Source organism: Kitasatospora sp. NPDC056531, assembly GCF_042794375.1.
Lineage (GTDB): Bacteria > Actinomycetota > Actinomycetes > Streptomycetales > Streptomycetaceae > Kitasatospora.
In genome coordinates this window covers 24,712-41,314 of sequence record NZ_JBHTTU010000061.1, presented here as the reverse complement: position 1 = coordinate 41,314, position 16,603 = coordinate 24,712, and the positions used below count along the sequence as shown (strand labels likewise).

The window sequence follows — 16,603 nt, the reverse complement described above, 5'->3', positions numbered from 1 at the left end:
ACAGCGCCGGCCCGGGCCGCCGCCGCGAACGGGCGGGCCGCCGGGGCGTCCTCGACCATCAGCGCACCGCCGCTGCCCTGGTGGACGGCGGCCGGTCCGCTGCGCAGCACGTTGTACGGGACCATCCCGGCGAGCACCCGGTGGCCCGGCAGCTCCGCCCGCAGCACCTCGGGGCTGTGCAGGCCGTTCTGGAAGCTGATCGCCACCGCGCCGGGCGCCAGGTGTTCGGCCAGCTCGCGGGCGGCGGCCCGGGTGTCGGCGGACTTGACGGTCACCAGCACGTAGTCGGCCCCCTCGGCGCCGGCCGCGCCGGTGGCCGTGGTCAGCTCCCGTACCCGGCGGCGGGCGTCGCCGGGGCCGGTCAGCGTCAGCCCGTCCCGTTCGACGGCCGCCATGGCGGCCGGCCGGCCGATCAGGGTGACCTCGGCGACGGCGGCCAGCATGCCCCCGAGGTGGCAGCCGATGCTGCCGGCGCCGAAGACCGCGATCCGCGGTTCCTGGTTCATCCGTGGCGTCCCCGCCCCGACCCGGTCAGCCGACCAGGTCGGGGTCGCTCGCGCTGATCTGCTCGAACAGCGGCTGCGCCTGGAACCAGCCGGCCAGGTGGCTGCCGACCTGGCCACGGGTGATCAGCGCGGTCTCCCGGTCGATGAGTTTCGGGGTGCCGGCCGCCATCGCGAGCAGCTGGGCCTGGCAGGAGCGCTCCATGGTGACGAACCACCAGACCGCCTCGGCGACCGACTGGCCGACCGTCAGCAGCCCGTGGTTCTGCAGGATCACCGCCTTGTGGGCGCCGAGCGCGGTCGCGATCCGCTTGCCCTCGTCGACCTCGTTCACCACGCCGCGGTAGTCGCTGTACAGCCCGTGGTCCTCGAAGAAGGCGCAGGCGTCCTGGGTCAGCGGGTCCAGCGGGATGCCGAGGCTGGAGAAGGCCTTCCCGTGCAGCGAGTGGGCGTGGGCGGCCGCGATCGCGTCCGGGCGGGCCGAGTGCACCTGGGAGTGGATCACGAACGCGGCCCGGTTCACCGGCCGGTTGCCGTGCAGCAGGGTGCCCTCGTGGTCGACCAGGATCAGGTCCGAGGCCTTGATCATGCTGAACGGCATGCCGAAGGGGTTCACCCAGAAGCGGTCGGGGTGCTCCGGGTCGCGCACGGTGATGTGCCCGGCCACCCCCTCGGAGAAGCCGAACCGTCCGAACAGCCGGAATCCGGCGGCGAGTTGTTCCTTGCGGTAGCGGCGTTCCTGCTCGACCGAATCGAAGCTGGGCGGCAGCGGCAGGGTGACGCCGGCCGGCAGCGGTCCGACGGCGGCGGCGAGCGAGGCGGGCAGCGGGGTGCCGGCCCCCGAGGGCGTGGGGATGCTCATGGCCCCAGAAGATACAATGATGTATCCGATACGCCAATGCATCCGATTGACCTTTTCCGAGCGAACCGGGACGCCTCCGATGCCCAAGGGTGAGACCAAGCGACGCCCGCGCACCCGCGCGGCCCTGCTCCAGGCAGCACTGGAGACCTTCGCCGAGTGCGGGTTCCGCGCCGCCGCCATCGAGCAGATCTGTGAGCGGGCCGGCTACACCCGTGGCGCGTTCTACTCCAACTTCAGCAGCAAGGAGGAGCTCTTCCTCGCGCTGTTCGACGCCCACAGCGAGCGGGTCGTCCAGCGGATGACCGAACTGGTCGACTCGATCGCCACCGAGGACCTCACCGTGCGGGCGCTGGTCGACGTGCTCTGCGAGATCGAACCGGCCGAACGCGACTGGTACCTGGTCACCACCGAGTTCACCCTGCACGCCATCCGCGACCCCCAGGCCGCCTGGGTGCTCGCCCAGCACGACGCCCGGCTGCGCGCCCAAGTCGCCCGCGCCCTCACCGACCACCTGGCCCGGGCCGGCCGCACCCTCACCGTGGACGCCGACGAACTCGCCCGCCTGCTGATCGCGATCCGCGAGGGCGGCCTGGCCCAGAGCTACGTCGAGCCGGACCGGTTGCCCCCGGGTCGACTCGAACAGCGCTTCCTGGAGCCGCTGTTGAAGGCGATCACCACGGACTCCCGGACACCCTGACGGGTCGGCTCGCCCGGGTTGGTCCGGCCGGCCGGCTCCGGTGTCGGGGAGCCCGAGTGCTGCGTGAAGCTGTGTAATTTGGTTCAGTGGCAAGCATGTTCGGGCAGTTATCTGCCATCAATGTGCATACTTAACCATTGAGTGAGCAGAAGTGAACTGGTAGGGTCCTGCGCCGCACACCACCCTGACCTCCCCCGAATGGTGGCATGCCCATGCTCATCGTCAGGCGCTTACGCCCACCCCGCCCCCGAGGCATCCTGCTCGCCGTGGTCGCCGTGCTGTGCGGCCTGCTCGGCGCCGCCCCCGTCGTCCACGCCGCGGCACCCCCGAGCGGCGCGCTCTCGACCGCCCACCGGACCGTCACCTGGCAGTCCCCGACCTATCCGAGCGGCTCGGTGCCCGATCCCAAGCACTGCCCGAGCGCCGCCGCCGACCCGCAGGGCAAGGTGTGCGACCGCTTCGACCTCACCGTCGACGTCCCCGCCGGGTACTGGAAGGACAACCCCGACGGCGGCGTCCCGGTCTCCATCAGCTGGCCCGACCCGGCCATGGAGTTCGACCTCTACGTCTACGACAGCGCCGGCCGGAAGGTCGCCGAGGACTCCTCGGGCGCCGACCCGGCCACCGCCGTGATCCCCGACGCCTCCGGGACCTACCAGGTCCTGGTCGTGCCCTACAACGTCACCAACTCCTCCTACACGGCCACCGCCCTGCTGACCCAGCCCACCACGGTCGGTGACGCCACCGGCATCGCCCGCGACGGCGACGGCTACCTGATCCAGGCCGGCACCGCCAAGGCCCGGGTCGACTTCACCACCGAGGACACCTTCCGCCTGCAGTTCGCCCCGGACGGCACCTTCACCGCCCCGCCCGTCGGGGAGATGATCGCGACCGCCCCGCCCGTGCTGAAGACCGTCCGGCAGAGCGACGAGGGCGACTACTGGGCGATCAGCTCCGAGCACCTGACGCTGCGCGCCTACAAGCACCCGCTGCGCTTCGCGCTGTACGCCGAGGACGACAGCAAGCCCGTCTGGCGGGAGACCCGCGGCCTGACCTGGACCCAGGACGCGACGGCCCAGACCCTGGCCCGCGGACCGCAGGAGCAGTTCTACGGCGCCGGCGAGCAGAACGGCTCGTTCTCGCACCGCGGCCGGACCGTCCACGCCGCCAACGACTACAACTGGAACGAGGGCGGCTTCAACAACTCCCAGCCCTTCTACCTCTCCTCGGCCGGCTACGGCGTCTTCCGGCACACCTACGCCCCCGGTACCTACACCTTCGGCGACCCGGTCACCACCGCCGAGCGCGAACGCCGCTTCGACGGGTACTACTTCTACGGCCCGGACCTGAAGAAGGTCATCAGCGCCTACACGGACCTGGTCGGAAAGCCCTTCATGCCACCGGTGTACGGCCTGGAACCGGGCGACTCCGACTGCTACCTGCACAACGCCAACCGCGGCGAGCGGCACACCCTGGACGCCCTCAAGGTCGCCGACGGCTACACCGCCAACCAGGACCCGCTGGGCTGGATGCTGGTCAACGACGGCTACGGCTGCGGCTACGAGAACCTCCAGCAGACCGGCCAGGGGCTGCGCGACCAGCACGCCCAGCTGGGCCTGTGGACCTCGACCGGCCTGCCCAACCAGAACGAGGAGGTCAAGGCCGGGATCCGGGTGCGCAAACTGGACGTCGCCTGGGTCGGTCCCGGCTACAAGTTCGCCCTCGACGGCTGCCAGAAGGCGTACGACGGCATCCGGCAGAACAGCGACGCCCGCGGCTTCGTCTGGCTGCCGGTCTCCTGGGCCGGCGCCCAGCGCTGCGGCGTGCTGTGGAGCGGAGACCAGAAGGGCACCTACGACTACGTCCGCTGGCAGATCCCCACCTACGCCGGGGCCACCATGTCCGGCATCGCCTACGACACCGGGGACGTCGGCGGCATCTTCGGCAGCGACCCCAAGGTGGAGACCCGGGACCTGGAGTGGAAGACCTTCATCCCGACCATCATGACCATGGACGGCTGGGCCGCCGCCGACAAGCAGCCCTGGCGCGCCGGCGAACCGTACACCTCGATCAACCGGCGCTACCTGCAGCTGAAGGAGCGGCTGCTGCCCTACCTGTACACGCTCGCCGCCCAGGCCCACCAGAGCGGCGTCGGCGCGGTGCGGCCGTTGGTCCTGGAGTACCCGGACGACCCCGACACCTGGGGCGACGCGGCCAAGTACGAGTTCCTGAGCGGCAAGGACTTCCTGGTCGCCCCGGTCTACGACGACTCCGCCACCCGCAACGGCATCTACCTGCCCGAGGGCACCTGGGTGGACTACTGGACGGGCAAGACCTACCAGGGTCCGACCACGCTCAACGGCTACCAGGCGCCACTGGACACCCTGCCGCTGTTCGTCCGGGCCGGTGCCGTCGTGCCGATGTGGCCCCAGGGCACGCTCTCCTGGCAGACCCGCGACACCACCCGGCTCGACTACGACATCTACGCCCAGGGCTCGTCCTCCTACACCCTGTACGAGGACGACGGCACCACCCGTGGCCATGAGCAGGGCGCGTCCGCGACCCAGGACGTCGCGGTCCGTTCGGTGGGCCGGGGCCACGGCATGACCACCGTCGAGGTCGGGCCGAGCGTCGGCGACTACACCGGCAAACCGGCCGCCCGCGCCTACGAGTTCACCGTGGACACGGCGGGCTCGGGCTGGTGGTACGACGCGGCCACCGGCGTGGTGCACGTGAAGACGCCGCAGCAGTCCACCGCCAGCGCCTTCTCGCTGCAGCTGGCCGGCGCCGGCCCCATCGCCGGCTGACTCCGCCCGCGTCGCACGGGGACGGGGGCCGGCGCCCCCGTCCCCGTTCGCTCGACCACCCCTGGAGGAGCACGTGTTCCCTCGCCCACCCTTGCCATCCGGCTGCCGTCGCGCCTCGGCGTCCAGGAGTCGGGCGGCGGCCCGCTCCGGCGGGGAAAGGGGCGCGGACAATTCCTCTGCGTCCGAACGGCCATGGGCGAGTGCAAAGTTGTCTGGTCAAGTTCGACCGGCGTTCTTCCGCCGGACAGCGCCGACCGGTACTTATGTCCCGCTCATGGTGAACAGCCATGGCACTCACCCTCACCAACAGGACGAGGTACCCCCCATGCGACTGCGCTGGACCCCCCTCGGCGGGCTGCTCGCCACCCTTCCCCTCCTCGGCGCGCTGGTCGTCGCCACCCCCACCGCCGCCGGTGCGGCGGGCGGCAGCGGCAACCTGATCGTCAACGGCGACGCGGAGGCCGGCGGTTACTGCACCAACGACTGGAGCGCCGCCAGCACCGTCCCCGGCTGGACGGTCCAGGCCGGCGGCATCAACGTGATGTGCCACTCGGTGGGCTCCTTCGGCCTGCCGAACGACGGCCAGACCCCCGGCAAGGCCTTCTTCGGCCCGGGCAACTTCGGTGACGGCGCGATGTCGCAGACCGTCGACGTCTCCTCGGCGGCCACCGCGATCGACGGCGGCGGGGTGCACTACAACCTCGCGGGCTGGCTGGGCGGTTGGACCACCTACGGCGGCTACGTCGCGGTCAGCCTGCACTTCCAGGACGCGGGCGGCGCCCCGCTCGGCGCGACCGCCAAGCTGTCCACCGTCTCCGCCACCGACCGGGGCCTGAGCACCAAGTTCCTCTCCCGCAGCGCCACCGGAGCCGTCCCGGCCGGGACCCGGTCGATCCAGGTCGAGGTGCAGTTCCTGTCCACCTCGAGCGAGACCGGCTACCTGGACAACCTCTCGCTCACCCTCGACACCCCGGTCGCCGCGCCCGCGCCGCTGACCCCGCCCGCGTCCGCCGTGCCGGGCTACGACCACGTGTTCACGGTCATGATGGAGAACACCGACTACTCCCAGATCATGAACGACCCGACGGACACGCCGTACATCCACAGTCTGATGTCCCAGGGCGCCACCCTCACCGACTCCCACGGCGTCTACCACCCGAGCGACGAGAACTACCTCGCCGTCGCCGGTGGCGACACCTACACCAAGGGCGCCACCTACTGGCCCAACATCAACTCCCCGCAGCGCCACCTCGGTGACACCATCGAGGACGCCGGAAAGACCTGGAAGGCCTACGAGCAGGGCATGGGCACGCCCTGCAACACCAACAAGAACTACGACAGCAACTACATGCCCGACGACGCGCCGTTCATCAACTACACCGACGTCAGCGGCAATCCGGCCCGCTGCGCGGCGCACCTGTTCGACACCTCGCAGCTGACCACCGACCTGCGGTCGGCGGCCACCACGCCGAACTTCTCGTGGATCGCCGCCGACGACTACTACGACGGCGAGGCCTCCGGCAACGGCAGCGCCACCAGCCTGAAGACCCAGGACGGTTGGCTGCAGCAGACCCTCGCCCCGGTGCTGTCCTCCCCGGCCTGGACCCAGCAGCGCTCGCTGCTCATCCTGACCTGGGACGAGAGCGAGAACGAGGGCTACAACCACCTCGCCACCGTCCTCGTCGGCTCGCAGGGCACCGTCCCGGCCGGCACCAGCAGCCCGCTGCACTACGACCACTACGGCATCGGCCGCACCATCGAGTCCGCCCTCGGTCTGCCCGGGCTGACCGGCAACGACACCTACGCCACGCCGCTGAACGCCGCATTCGCCCCTTCCACGGCCACCGGCCCGATGCTGACCGGCGACCTCAACGCGGTGGCCAACGGCGGCAACGTCACCCTGCGCTACACCCTGCCGACCACCGCCCAGGCCGGCCCGAAGAACTGGGTCGGGATCTACCCGGCGGGTGTCACCCCCGGCTCCCGCTCCGCGCTGACCTGGTCCTACACGCCGAACCAGAGCGGCGCCGTCACCTTCTCCACCGGCAAGCTGAACGGTGCGGGCGGCTACGACGCGTACTACCTGGCCAACGACGGCTACTCGGTGCTGGCCGGGCCGTTCCGGCTGACCGTCGGCTGACGAGGCCGCCGCGGCGAATGACCGACGGCCCGGTGCGGTGGGGTCCGAGCGGACCCACTGCACCGGGCCGTCGTACGCGGGCTCCTCAGCGCTCGGCGGCGGCCCGGCGCCGGGAGTCGGCGATCCGGGCCGGGCTGCGCTTGAACCGGGCGAACTCCTCGGGGCCGGTGCCGTCGGCGTAGCCGGTTTGACCAAGCTTCGGGTCGGGCGCACGCCGAGCTGAGTGGCGGTAGGTTTCCGATCATGGAACGTCAGATACGCGCCCCTCGACCGCTGCACGCCCTGCTCGACCGCCTCGGCGCGGAGGACCCGGCCTCGGAGCGCCCGCGCAAGGCGGTGGCCGGCGCGCTGGTCGTGGTGGCGGCCCTGCTGTTCGGGTGGATCCTGGTGCTCGGATCGACCACCCGCGGGCAGGCCGAGGTCAGGAACTGGTCCACCGTGTGGATCGGGATGGACCTGCTCCAGTGCACCGGCCTGATCGCCACCGCGCTGCTCCTGCTCCGCCGCTCGCGCCTGGTCGCCCTGGCCGGCGCCGCCACCGCCACGCTGCTGCTGCTCGACGCGTGGTTCGACGTGATGACGGCGGAGGGCGGCGGCGACTGGTACGTGTCGCTGGCCATGGCCCTGCTGGTGGAACTGCCCGCGGCCCTCGGGATGGCGGTCCTCGCCAGGCGCGGCATGGAGTGGTGACGGTTCCCGCCGGCCCGAGGCCCGCCTCAACCCGACTCGGTTGCCACGCACCGGCATCGGCCCGGTGACGCGACCGATGTCCCCCGGCCACGGCTTGCGAAGCAGCCGGGTGCCGGACGGCCATGAGCCGGGGCATCAGTGCCGACGGCAGCACCCGGACGACCGGGTGCTGCCGTCCGGTCACCGGGCGGTCAGGCGAAGGCCTCGACGGAGTCGGAGGCCAGGGCGGACAGGTCGATCGGCTCGCCCGCTTCGAGTGCCGTGGCCTGGATGTTGCGCCGGACCTCCTCGGCGGCGAGGTCGTCCTCCCGATCGGTGATCTGGAAGGTGGCGCTCGCGAAGCGGCCTTCGGCGGCGTGCTTCGGGTCGGGGTGGGGGTTGCGGTAGAGCTGTTCGGCGCGGTCGCGCAGCTCCAGCATGGTGGGGATGGCGAGCGCCGTGTCCCGGGGGCGGCCGTTGAACGCGGAGCTCAGATAGCCCAGCAGGACGGCGTAGCGGGCGTTGAACGCCACCGCCTGCTCGTACACCGCGCTGGTCCTCTCGTACTCCTTGTAGTCGGCGACCTTCGAATCGCCGTGGATCGGGTAGGCGTCATCCCAGGTGACGTCGATCAGCGGGCCGCTGGGCCGGTCCTTGGGGCGGTCGTCGGGGCCGTAGCTGCGGCCGGTGTAGATCTCGTTGAAGCGGAAGTAGTGGGCGAGTTCGCGCTGTTCGCCGAAGAGGCGGTCGTTGCTGTTCCAGATGCTGTCGCCGACGCCTTCGCCCTGCTCGGTGATGGTCTCCAGCGCTTCCAGTGCCGAGTCGCGGCCGTCGATGGGGAAGACCTCGCCGCCGGAGTTGTAGAAGTCCTCCGGGCCGACCTGGCGTGCGGCGTCCCCGGTGAAGACCTGGTCGTGGCCGAGGTCCCTGATGAGGTGCTCCAGACCGGCCCGGATGGTGTCGTAGAACTGGCCGATGGAGGTCCAGCCGGAGCCCGGTACGGCGTTCGGCGTCATCGACTTCGGCTGTTCGATCCGCAGGAAGGTCCTGAGCGCGTCGGGGGAGAAGTGCTGGAGGCCGATCTTCGGCACGCTGTCGCCGCTGAACGGCAGCTTGGCCGGGTACTCGGCGACGACGCGGGAGTCGACCACCGGGCTGCCGCCGACCGCGTTGAGCAGGTTGGCGACCAGCGTCATGTGGAGCATCTCCTCCAGCAGGACGGCGCGGATCGCGTAGTACGCGGTGCGGTTGGTGCCGGGGCGGATGGTGTACATCCCGGTCATGTAGACGGGGATGGTCAGGTGCTCCACCTCCAGCGCCGCCTGCAGGTACATGCGCAGGGCGGGCAGGGTCCTCGGGACATCGAAGCCCGCCTTGTCCAGTTCGAGGGCGGTGATCACGCCGGTACCTCCGTGTCGGTTGCGTTCCCCGCGGTGCCGCGCAGGTCGGCCGGCCGTCGGTCGAGGAGCAGGTCCTTGTGGATCTGCTCCGCGCTGCGCAGGGCGAGGGCCAGCATGGTGATGGTGGGGTTGCTGGTGCCGATGGAGGGCATGCTGCCGCAGCCGACGGCGTACAGGTTCGGGTGCTCCCAGGTGCGCTGGTACTGGTTGACCACGGAGGTGGTCGCGGAGCTGCCCATGATGTGCGTACCCGCGCCGTGCCCCGCGCCGCTGTAGGCCAGGTCCAGCGTCCGGCCGTTGAAGGTGTGCACGAAGTGGCCGAGCGGGGGCACACCGTCGCGCGGGGAGTGGTCGGTGTAGTCGGTGGCGCCGAGCTTGCGGAAGATCTCGCGCGCGACCAGCCGGGCGGCGAACAGCCCGTCCCGGGTGTGCTGGTCGAGGTTGTAGGTGATGATCGGGCGCAGGTTGCCCATGGCATCGCGGTAGCGGCGGTCGATGGTGACCTGGTTGTTGGGGTTCGCCGACTGCTCGACGGCGATCTGCAGTTGGAGCTGACGGCCCAGGGCGGAGCCGAGCAGGCGGCGCAGCTCCGGCCCGAACACGCCGTCCTTGCGCACGTCGCCCGCCCGGTCCCCGCCGATGCCGAGGGCGGTGGCGACGTTGCTCATCGGCGCGCCGGTGGCCCAGCCCCAGCCCCAGTTGCCGATCTCGATCCGGAACGGGGCCCGTTTGGCGCGTCCCTCGCCGAAGCGGAAGGCCTCCCAGCCGGAGGTGTGCCCGGGCCCGCGGAACGGTCCGACCGGCCCGCGCTTCTCGTCGGCGAGCGCCCAGTTGAGGATGGTCGGGTGGTCCATCAGGTTACGGCCGACCTGGTCGCTGCCGTTGGCGAGCCCGGAGAACAGCAGCAGCCGGGCGTTCTCGATGGCGTGCGCCGCCAGCACGACCAGGTCCGCCTCGACCACGTACGAGCGGCTGACCGGCGAGGCCGGGTCGGTGTACGTGCGGAACTCGACCCCGCTCACCCGGCCGCCCCGGGTCGCGCCCGCCAGCCGGATGCGGGTGGCGACGCAGCGCGTGGCGAGCGAGACCGTCTTCGCGAAGCGGGCCTGCTGGCGCAGCGGGTGGGACTTGGCCTGCACCGGGCAGATCGGCACGCAGCTCGCGTTGCCCACGCAGCGCTCACCGTAGTTCGGCAGGCCCACCGCGCTGTCAGGCCGGTACGGGACGGGGGAGTACTTCGGGTCCGGGGTGGAGTTGCGGGCCTGCGGCAGGCTCCTGACCCGCAGCTCGTACGGCTCGCTCGTGAGGTCGTCGACGATCGTCGTGCCGTCGAGGGTCTTGCAGTACTGGTCGATGTAGCTGGCCGGGATCTGGTGCATCGGGTAGACGTAGTCCGGGTCGGTGACGACCTCGATCGCCCGCTGGTCGTCCGCGTTCCCGGCCACGCCGATCTCCAACTCGGCCAGCGCGTACCACGGTTGCAGCTCCTCCGCGCTGATCGGCCAGCTGCGCCCGTACCGGTACTTCTCGGTGGCGAAGTCCTCTGCGTGCATCCGGGGCACCGCCCCGAGCCAGTGCATCGCCGTACCGCCCAACTCCCGCAGGTAGTCGGTGCCGTAGGGGAGCATGCCGTTCTGGACGAAGTAGCCGTTCGCGGTGAACTCCGGCTGCCCCGGCTTCGGGTCGAGGACCGGGGCGAGGTCGAGGACGTCCGGGTAGGGCGCGGCGACGCTGCGCCGGTAGGCGGAGTTGGGCACCTTGGCGACGGCGGAGTGGTAGGTGGAGAGCGAGCCCAGGTAGCCGGGCCAGGTCTCGGTGCCGCCGTTGCCGGCCTCCAGGATCAGGACGTTCCAGCCCAGGTCACCGAGCTCCTTGGCGATCAGGCTGCCGGACCAGCCGCCGCCGACGATGACGACGTCGTAGCGCCGGCGGACGGCCTCGTCCGCGCTGACGGTCTCGGTCATGCGTGCTCCTGCGGGGCGTCGGACCGCATGGCGGCGGTCGGTACGGCGGACGGCGGGATCGCGCGGGAGGCGCGGTAACCGGGCAGCAGGTGGACGGGGATCGCCGCTAGCGCGACCTCATCCGCCAGCCCGGCGCGGAGGACCAACTCCTCGCCGAGGCCCAGGTCCCGGCGCAGCCCGTCCGTGGTGGGCTGGGCCGGTGGCTTGACCGCCCAGGTGCCGAAGCCCGGCGGCTTCGCCCCGGCCGGATGCCCGTGGAACGTCCGCCACACCAGGCCCTCCACGTACGCCTCCGGCGCGACCACGAACTCCTCGTTCGCCATCTGACGGCGCAGCGCCGCGTGTGCGGCCGGCGCCAGCCGCGGCCAGGCACCGGTCAGCCACATGTACGCCAGCGCCCGGGCCACCTCCAGGTGGACGGGCGACAGGTCCTGCGGACCGCCGCGCTCGTCGACGGCCGCCGACCACGCGGCCCAGAACTCCGCGAAGGCGGCCGGACCGACCTGCTGTCGGGCGGTCTCCAGATAGCGCTCGGCCATGCCGGTGGCGTACAGGTCGAACGCGGGGAAACCGGTCAACGGCACACAACGGTCGACAAAATCCTCGACCTCCTGCGTCACAGCGGGAACCGTCATCACGCTCCTCTCTCACGGGGGGGAGACCGCCCGGACCGGGGGCCAAGTGCCCCCGGTGGAACAGTTCTCGGGCGAACCATCCGGCATCATCACCCACCCGCCCGGCGCAACCCCGGCTGCGCCGGGCCGGACACCCGGTTTCACCCGAACGGGTGCGAACCATCCCCGCTGCGCGCCGGCGCGTTGACGCGTAGCGCGGTGTCCCCTCACGTTCCGGTGTGCCGGCGCGGTGGCGGAGCCTCGGGCGCGGGCCGGTTCACACGTCGGCGGTTCACATCGCGGGGGCCGCGGTCTCCTTCAACGTGCCGTCGGCCAGCCGGAGCCAGCGGTTCACCCCGATCTCGGCGAGGAAGCGTTCGTCGTGACTGACCACCAGGAAGGCACCCTGGTAGGAGTTCAGGGCGCTCTCCAGCTGGCCCGCGCTGACCAGGTCGAGGTTGTTGGTCGGCTCGTCGAGCAGTAGCAGGTGCGGGGCCGGCTCCGCGCACAGCACGCAGGCCAGGGTGGCGCGCAGCCGCTCGCCGCCGGAGAGGAGCCCGACCGGCAGGTGGGCCCGGGCGCCGCGGAACAGGAAGCGGGCGAGCAGGTTCATCCGTTCCGTCTCGGGCCGCTCGGGGGCGAAGGCGGCGAAGTTCTCCGCCACGGTGCGGTCGAGGTCCAGCAGGTCCAGGCGCTGCGAGAGGTAGGCGATCTGTCCGTCGTTGCGCTTGATCTCCCCGCCGTCCGTGGTGAGTTCGCCGGTGACCAGGCGCAGCAGGGTGCTCTTCCCGGCGCCGTTGGGCCCGGTCAGCGCGATGCGCTCGGGGCCGCGGATGCTCAGGTCGACGCCGCCGTCGGCGAACACCGGCTGGCCGGCGTGGTGCACCTGGAGCCCCTGGCCGAGGAAGAGGTTGCGCCCGGCGGGTACCTGGGTGTCGGGCAGCTCCAGGGAGAGGCGCTGCTCCTCGCGCAGCGCGCGCCCGGCCTCGTCGAGCCGGGCCTTGGCCTCGCTGACCCGCACCGCGTGCATCTGGCCGGCCCGGCCTGCGGACTCCTGGGCGCCGCGCTTCATGTTCCCGGCGAAGATGCGGGGCAGGCCGGCGTTCTTGAGGTTGCGGGCGGCGTTGCTCTGGCGGCGCTCGGCGCGTTCGCGGGCCTGCTGCATCTCCCGCTTCTCCCGCTTCAGCTCCTGCTCGGCGTTGCGGACGTTCTTCTCGGCGACCTCCTGCTCGGCCCGGGCGGCCTCCTCGTAGGCGGTGAAGTTGCCGCCGTAGAAACGCAGTTCTCCGCTGTCGAGTTCGGCGATGGACTGCATGCGGTCCAGTAGCGCGCGGTCGTGGCTGACCAGCAGCAGACAGCCGTTGAAGTCCGTCAGTACGTCGTAGAGCTTGTGCCGGGCCTGTGCGTCGAGGTTGTTGGTCGGCTCGTCGAGCAGCAGCACGTCGGGGCGCTTGAGCAGTTGGGCGGCGAGGCCGAGGGAGACGATCTGGCCGCCGCTGAGCGTGCTCAGGCTGCGGTCGAGAGTGAGGTCGGTCAGGCCGAGACGGTCGAGCTGGGCGCGGGTGCGCTCCTCGATGTCCCAGTCGTCGCCGATGGTGGTGAAGTGTCGCTCGTCGACGTCCCCGGACTCCACGGCGTCGATGGCGCGGATGATCCCGGCGATGTCGAGCACCTCGGCGACGGTGAGGCCGGAGCTCAGGGGCAGGCTCTGACGGAGGTGGCCGAGCCGTCCGGTGACCGTCACCGAGCCGGTGGCGGGCTTGAGTTCGCCGGCGATCAGCTTGAGCAGGGTGCTCTTGCCGGAGCCGTTGGGGGCGACCAGGCCGGTACGGCCGGTGGGGACGGTGAAGGAAAGGTCGTGGAAGACCGGGGTGTCGTCGGGCCAGGCGAAGGAGACGTTGGAGCAGACGACGGCAGCGTCGGACATGGAGATGACCTCGAAGGAGAGCGAGGGCAGGAGGGTAGACCTCTGCCCTGGGAAGACACGGGGAAAGGGGTACGACGAAACGGACCACCTCGGCGGCGCTCCTGAAGCACCGGCCGGTGGCCGTCAGATCCGGATCTCACCCGGAGATGTCGTCGTCACCCGCCACGTCTGCCACTCCTCGATCACGCGACTACAGGTCACATCGACTGTAGCAGCCGTCGCGCGTCGCCCCGGGTCGGGCAGGTGTGCCTCGATCGGTGTCGATCGACAACTGCCTTTCGGCGCAGCGGGCGTGCGACGGCTGCGGCCCCATCCTTCGCCCGGTGGCGGATTCCCGCATCGGTCATCTGACGGTCGAAGTCCGCGGGAAGGAGTGGGGTGCGACGAGGAGAAGGCGAGGGCCGCACGGCGAGCGAGTCGACACCGAGCGGGTGGCTTGGCCCGGGACCGTCGGGTGGCGGTCCCGGTGCGGCGGACCGTTCAACGCGGTGTCCATTCCGACGCTGCCGCTCGCGGTGACGGTCTTCCCCTCCGAGATCTACCCCGCGCCGCGCAGCTGGGGTGACCGGGCCTTCGGCAACATCATCCACTGGAACGAGGCCGACAAGGGAGGCCACTTCGCCGCCTGGGAACGGCCGCAGCTTCTGACCGAAGAACTCCGGTCCGCCTTCAGGGCGTTGAGGTGGAACGGCCCGAGTCGAAGCGGTCGAGGGCGGCGCGCACGCAGTTGCAGGTGCAGCGGGCGCACGCTCACTGCCCCGCCGGGAAGTCGGCGGTAGCGCTCGCCTCGGCCCACTTCCGCGTCTCCTCCGCGCGCGCCTCGCCGGCGGCCAGGGCCGTGGTCACTGCCTGGGCGCCGAGCAGCAGCCGGCGCGGCGGGGCGGCGTGGCCGACGACCTCGATGATCACCTGGGCGGCGCGGGCCGGGTCGCCGGGTTGCGTGCCGTCGTTCTCCTGGCGGTAACGGTTCATGGCACCGACGGTCTCCTCGTAGTCGGGCCCCACCGCGTGCAGTTCCATGGACGAGCCTTGCCAGTCCGTCCGGAAGGCGCCGGGCTCGACGATGACCACCTTCACCCCGAACGGGGCGACCTCGCCGGCCAGCACCTCGGAGAAGCCCTCGACGGCGAACTTCGCGCTTTGGTAGGCGCCCATTCCAGGAGTGCCCCCGACGCGGCCTCCCACGGACGAGAACTGCACGAACACCCCCGACCGCTGCTCGCGCAGCACCGGCAGCGCGGCCCGGGTGACGTTGACGACCCCGAAGAAGTTCGCCTCGAACTGCTCGCGGAAGTCCTTCTCGGCCATCTCCTCGATCGAGCCGCTGTTGGCGTATCCGGCGTTGTTCACCACCACGTCCAGCCGCCCGAACGATGCGACCGCGCTGTCCACCGCGGCGCGGGCCGCATCCGCGTCGGTCACATCCAAGGCCGCGGTACGAACCCGCGCCCCATAGCGGGAGACCAGGTCCGCCAGCTGCTCCGGCCGCCGAGCCGTCGCCAGGACCTGGTCCCCGTACTCCAGAACCGCCTCGGCCAGGCGGAGCCCGAAACCGCGGGAGGCGCCGGTGATCAACCATGTGCGAGTCATGTCGAGCCCCTATCGTTCTGTCTTGGGATCCATCGGCCATCACTGTCACTTGCGGTCCGTCGAGCGCGCATCAGTCATCTGGCGCTGAGTCAGCGATGGTGGCCACGGGCGACCGAACCCGTGCAGCTCAGCCGGCCCGCTGTTCGTAGGATGGGCGTAGCTCCTCCGGGAGGAACTCGTGCCGGAGGTGACATGCCGCAACACGTGAAACACCAGCTACTCGGGCGGACCAGGGAGTTGGAGGTGCTGGACCGCCTGCTGCGCGAGGTGCGCGACGGGCGCAGTCGGGTGCTGGTGCTGCGCGGTGAGGCCGGCGTGGGCAAGTCGGCGCTGCTCGACCATCTGGCCGGGCAGGCGGCGCAGCTGCAGGTCGTACGCGCGGTCGGCGTCGAAGCCGAGTCCGAGTTCGCCTATTCGGCCCTGCAACGGCTGTGCGCCCCGCTGTTGTCGCAGCTCGATCGACTGCCGCCGGTACAGCAGGACGCGCTCCGTGTCGCGTTCGGGCTGAGCGCGGGGAACCCGCCCGAGATGCTGTTGGTCGGGATCGCGGTCCTCGGTCTCTTCGCCGAGGCGGCGGCCCGGTCTCCGCTGGTGTGCCTGGTCGACGACGCGCAGTGGCTGGACCTGATGTCCCAGCGGATCCTGGCGTTCGTCGGGCGTCGGCTGGACGCGGAGTCGGTGGCGTTGGTGTTCGCCGAGCGGATCACCGATGGGAAGAGGGACGACGGCTTTTCCGGTCTGCCGGACCTTCCCCTGCGCGGGCTGGCCGACGCCGACGCCCGGGCACTGCTCGACGGCGTGCTGCCGGGGCCGGTCGACGCCCGCGTGCGGGACCGGATCGTGGCCGAGACCGGCGGGAATCCGCTCGCCCTGCTGGAGTTGCCCCGGGGCCTGTCACCGGCGGAGTTGGCGTTCGGCTTCGGCGGGCCCGGCGCCGGCCCGCTGGCGACCCGGGTCGAGGACGGCTTTCGCCGGCGCGTCGACGCGCTGCCGGCCGACACCCGCGCCCTGCTGCTGGTCGCGGCGGTCGAACCGGTCGGCGATGGGCCACTGTTGTGGCATGCTCTGCGCCTGCTGGGCGTCGGGCTGGAGGCCGCGGCACTGGCCGAGGCCGCGGGGCTGATCACCCTGGGGGCTTCGGTGCGGTTCCGGCACCCGCTGGTGCGTTCGGCCGTCTGGCGGGGCGCGGATGCCACCGCACTGCGTGCGGCGCACCGCGTCCTGGCCGAGGCCATTGACGCCCGGCGCGACCCCGACCGCCGGGCCTGGCACCAGGCCCACGCCGCGGTCGGGCCGGACGAGGAGGTTGCGGCCGCGCTGGAGCGCTCCGCCGACCGGGCCCTGGCGCGGGGGGGGGGGGGGGGCGGCGCATCCCTCCCTGAGAGGGGCGACACGAGCCCCCCCCCCCCCAAAAAAAAAGCGGGGGGCGC

General features: G+C 71.4%; 11 protein-coding genes and 1 pseudogene. 5 read left to right on the top strand and 7 right to left on the bottom strand.

What is annotated here, in order from left to right; translation table 11 throughout:
• Together ACFQ87_RS33325 and ACFQ87_RS33320 are read right to left on the bottom strand one after the other, a co-directional pair.
• Positions 1 to 506, bottom strand: a 506-nt coding sequence (locus ACFQ87_RS33325) for a 2-dehydropantoate 2-reductase N-terminal domain-containing protein (RefSeq protein WP_380614633.1), incomplete at its 3' end; no start/stop codon positions are given.
• A gap of 25 nt (positions 507 to 531) precedes the next feature.
• The gene (locus ACFQ87_RS33320) at positions 532 to 1,365 is read right to left on the bottom strand and encodes a class II aldolase/adducin family protein (RefSeq protein WP_380614632.1); all 834 of its coding nucleotides are present in this window, start codon (positions 1,363 to 1,365) and stop codon (positions 532 to 534) included.
• A 79-nt stretch (positions 1,366 to 1,444) separates the two neighbouring features.
• On the opposite strand from ACFQ87_RS33320, the gene ACFQ87_RS33315 reads away from it, so the two are divergent.
• The 4 genes and pseudogenes from ACFQ87_RS33315 (at position 1,445) to ACFQ87_RS33300 (ending at position 7,699) form a co-directional block, all read left to right on the top strand.
• Positions 1,445 to 2,062, top strand: coding sequence for a TetR/AcrR family transcriptional regulator (locus ACFQ87_RS33315; protein WP_380614631.1), 618 nt, complete (start codon positions 1,445 to 1,447; stop codon positions 2,060 to 2,062).
• 548 nt (positions 2,063 to 2,610) lie between these two features.
• Positions 2,611 to 4,866: pseudogene (locus ACFQ87_RS33310) on the top strand (TIM-barrel domain-containing protein); the annotation flags it as partial.
• 328 nt (positions 4,867 to 5,194) lie between these two features.
• A complete protein-coding gene (locus ACFQ87_RS33305) occupies positions 5,195 to 7,009 on the top strand; it encodes an alkaline phosphatase family protein (protein WP_380614630.1) in 1,815 nt (604 codons plus the stop codon).
• A gap of 243 nt (positions 7,010 to 7,252) precedes the next feature.
• Positions 7,253 to 7,699: a hypothetical protein gene (locus ACFQ87_RS33300; RefSeq protein WP_380614629.1), complete on the top strand. Its 447-nt coding sequence runs from the start codon at positions 7,253 to 7,255 to the stop codon at positions 7,697 to 7,699.
• 191 nt (positions 7,700 to 7,890) lie between these two features.
• On the opposite strand, the gene ACFQ87_RS33295 is transcribed toward ACFQ87_RS33300, so the two are convergent.
• From ACFQ87_RS33295 to ACFQ87_RS33275, 5 genes are all read right to left on the bottom strand, one after another.
• Positions 7,891 to 9,078: a ferritin-like protein gene (locus tag ACFQ87_RS33295; protein ID WP_380614628.1), complete on the bottom strand. Its 1,188-nt coding sequence runs from the start codon at positions 9,076 to 9,078 to the stop codon at positions 7,891 to 7,893.
• Positions 9,075 to 11,042 carry a GMC oxidoreductase gene (locus ACFQ87_RS33290; RefSeq protein ID WP_380614627.1) on the bottom strand — a complete coding sequence of 656 codons (1,968 nt, stop codon included), beginning with the start codon at positions 11,040 to 11,042 and terminating at the stop codon, positions 9,075 to 9,077. The genes ACFQ87_RS33295 and ACFQ87_RS33290 overlap by 4 nt, the downstream gene beginning before the upstream one ends.
• Positions 11,039 to 11,677 (bottom strand): hypothetical protein, encoded by a 639-nt coding sequence (locus tag ACFQ87_RS33285; protein ID WP_380614626.1) that lies wholly within the window; start codon positions 11,675 to 11,677, stop codon positions 11,039 to 11,041. Before ACFQ87_RS33285 ends, ACFQ87_RS33290 begins: the two co-directional genes overlap by 4 nt.
• 271 nt (positions 11,678 to 11,948) lie before the next feature.
• Positions 11,949 to 13,583, bottom strand: a complete 1,635-nt coding sequence (abc-f, locus tag ACFQ87_RS33280; protein WP_380614625.1) for a ribosomal protection-like ABC-F family protein — start codon at positions 13,581 to 13,583, stop codon at positions 11,949 to 11,951.
• 750 nt (positions 13,584 to 14,333) lie between these two features.
• On the bottom strand, positions 14,334 to 15,173 hold the full coding sequence (locus ACFQ87_RS33275; RefSeq protein ID WP_380614624.1) for an oxidoreductase: 840 nt from the start codon (positions 15,171 to 15,173) through the stop codon (positions 14,334 to 14,336).
• Positions 15,174 to 15,365: 192 nt separating this feature from the next.
• Between ACFQ87_RS33275 and ACFQ87_RS33270 the strand changes: the two genes are divergently transcribed.
• The coding region (locus ACFQ87_RS33270; RefSeq protein ID WP_380614623.1) for an AAA family ATPase at positions 15,366 to 16,603 on the top strand (1,238 nt) is incomplete at its 3' end.

Excerpts from the sequence above, each read along its gene's own strand:
- ACFQ87_RS33320 (WP_380614632.1), bottom strand. The coding sequence starts at position 1,365 with ATGAGCATCCCCACGCCCTCGGGGGCCGGCACCCCGCTGCCCGCCTCG.
- ACFQ87_RS33315 (WP_380614631.1), top strand. The coding sequence starts at position 1,445 with ATGCCCAAGGGTGAGACCAAGCGACGCCCGCGCACCCGCGCGGCCCTG.
- ACFQ87_RS33305 (WP_380614630.1), top strand. The coding sequence starts at position 5,195 with ATGCGACTGCGCTGGACCCCCCTCGGCGGGCTGCTCGCCACCCTTCCC.
- ACFQ87_RS33300 (WP_380614629.1), top strand. The coding sequence starts at position 7,253 with ATGGAACGTCAGATACGCGCCCCTCGACCGCTGCACGCCCTGCTCGAC.
- ACFQ87_RS33290 (WP_380614627.1), bottom strand. The coding sequence starts at position 11,042 with ATGACCGAGACCGTCAGCGCGGACGAGGCCGTCCGCCGGCGCTACGAC.
- ACFQ87_RS33285 (WP_380614626.1), bottom strand. The coding sequence starts at position 11,677 with ATGACGGTTCCCGCTGTGACGCAGGAGGTCGAGGATTTTGTCGACCGT.
- abc-f (WP_380614625.1), bottom strand. The coding sequence starts at position 13,583 with ATGTCCGACGCTGCCGTCGTCTGCTCCAACGTCTCCTTCGCCTGGCCC.
- ACFQ87_RS33275 (WP_380614624.1), bottom strand. The coding sequence starts at position 15,173 with ATGACTCGCACATGGTTGATCACCGGCGCCTCCCGCGGTTTCGGGCTC.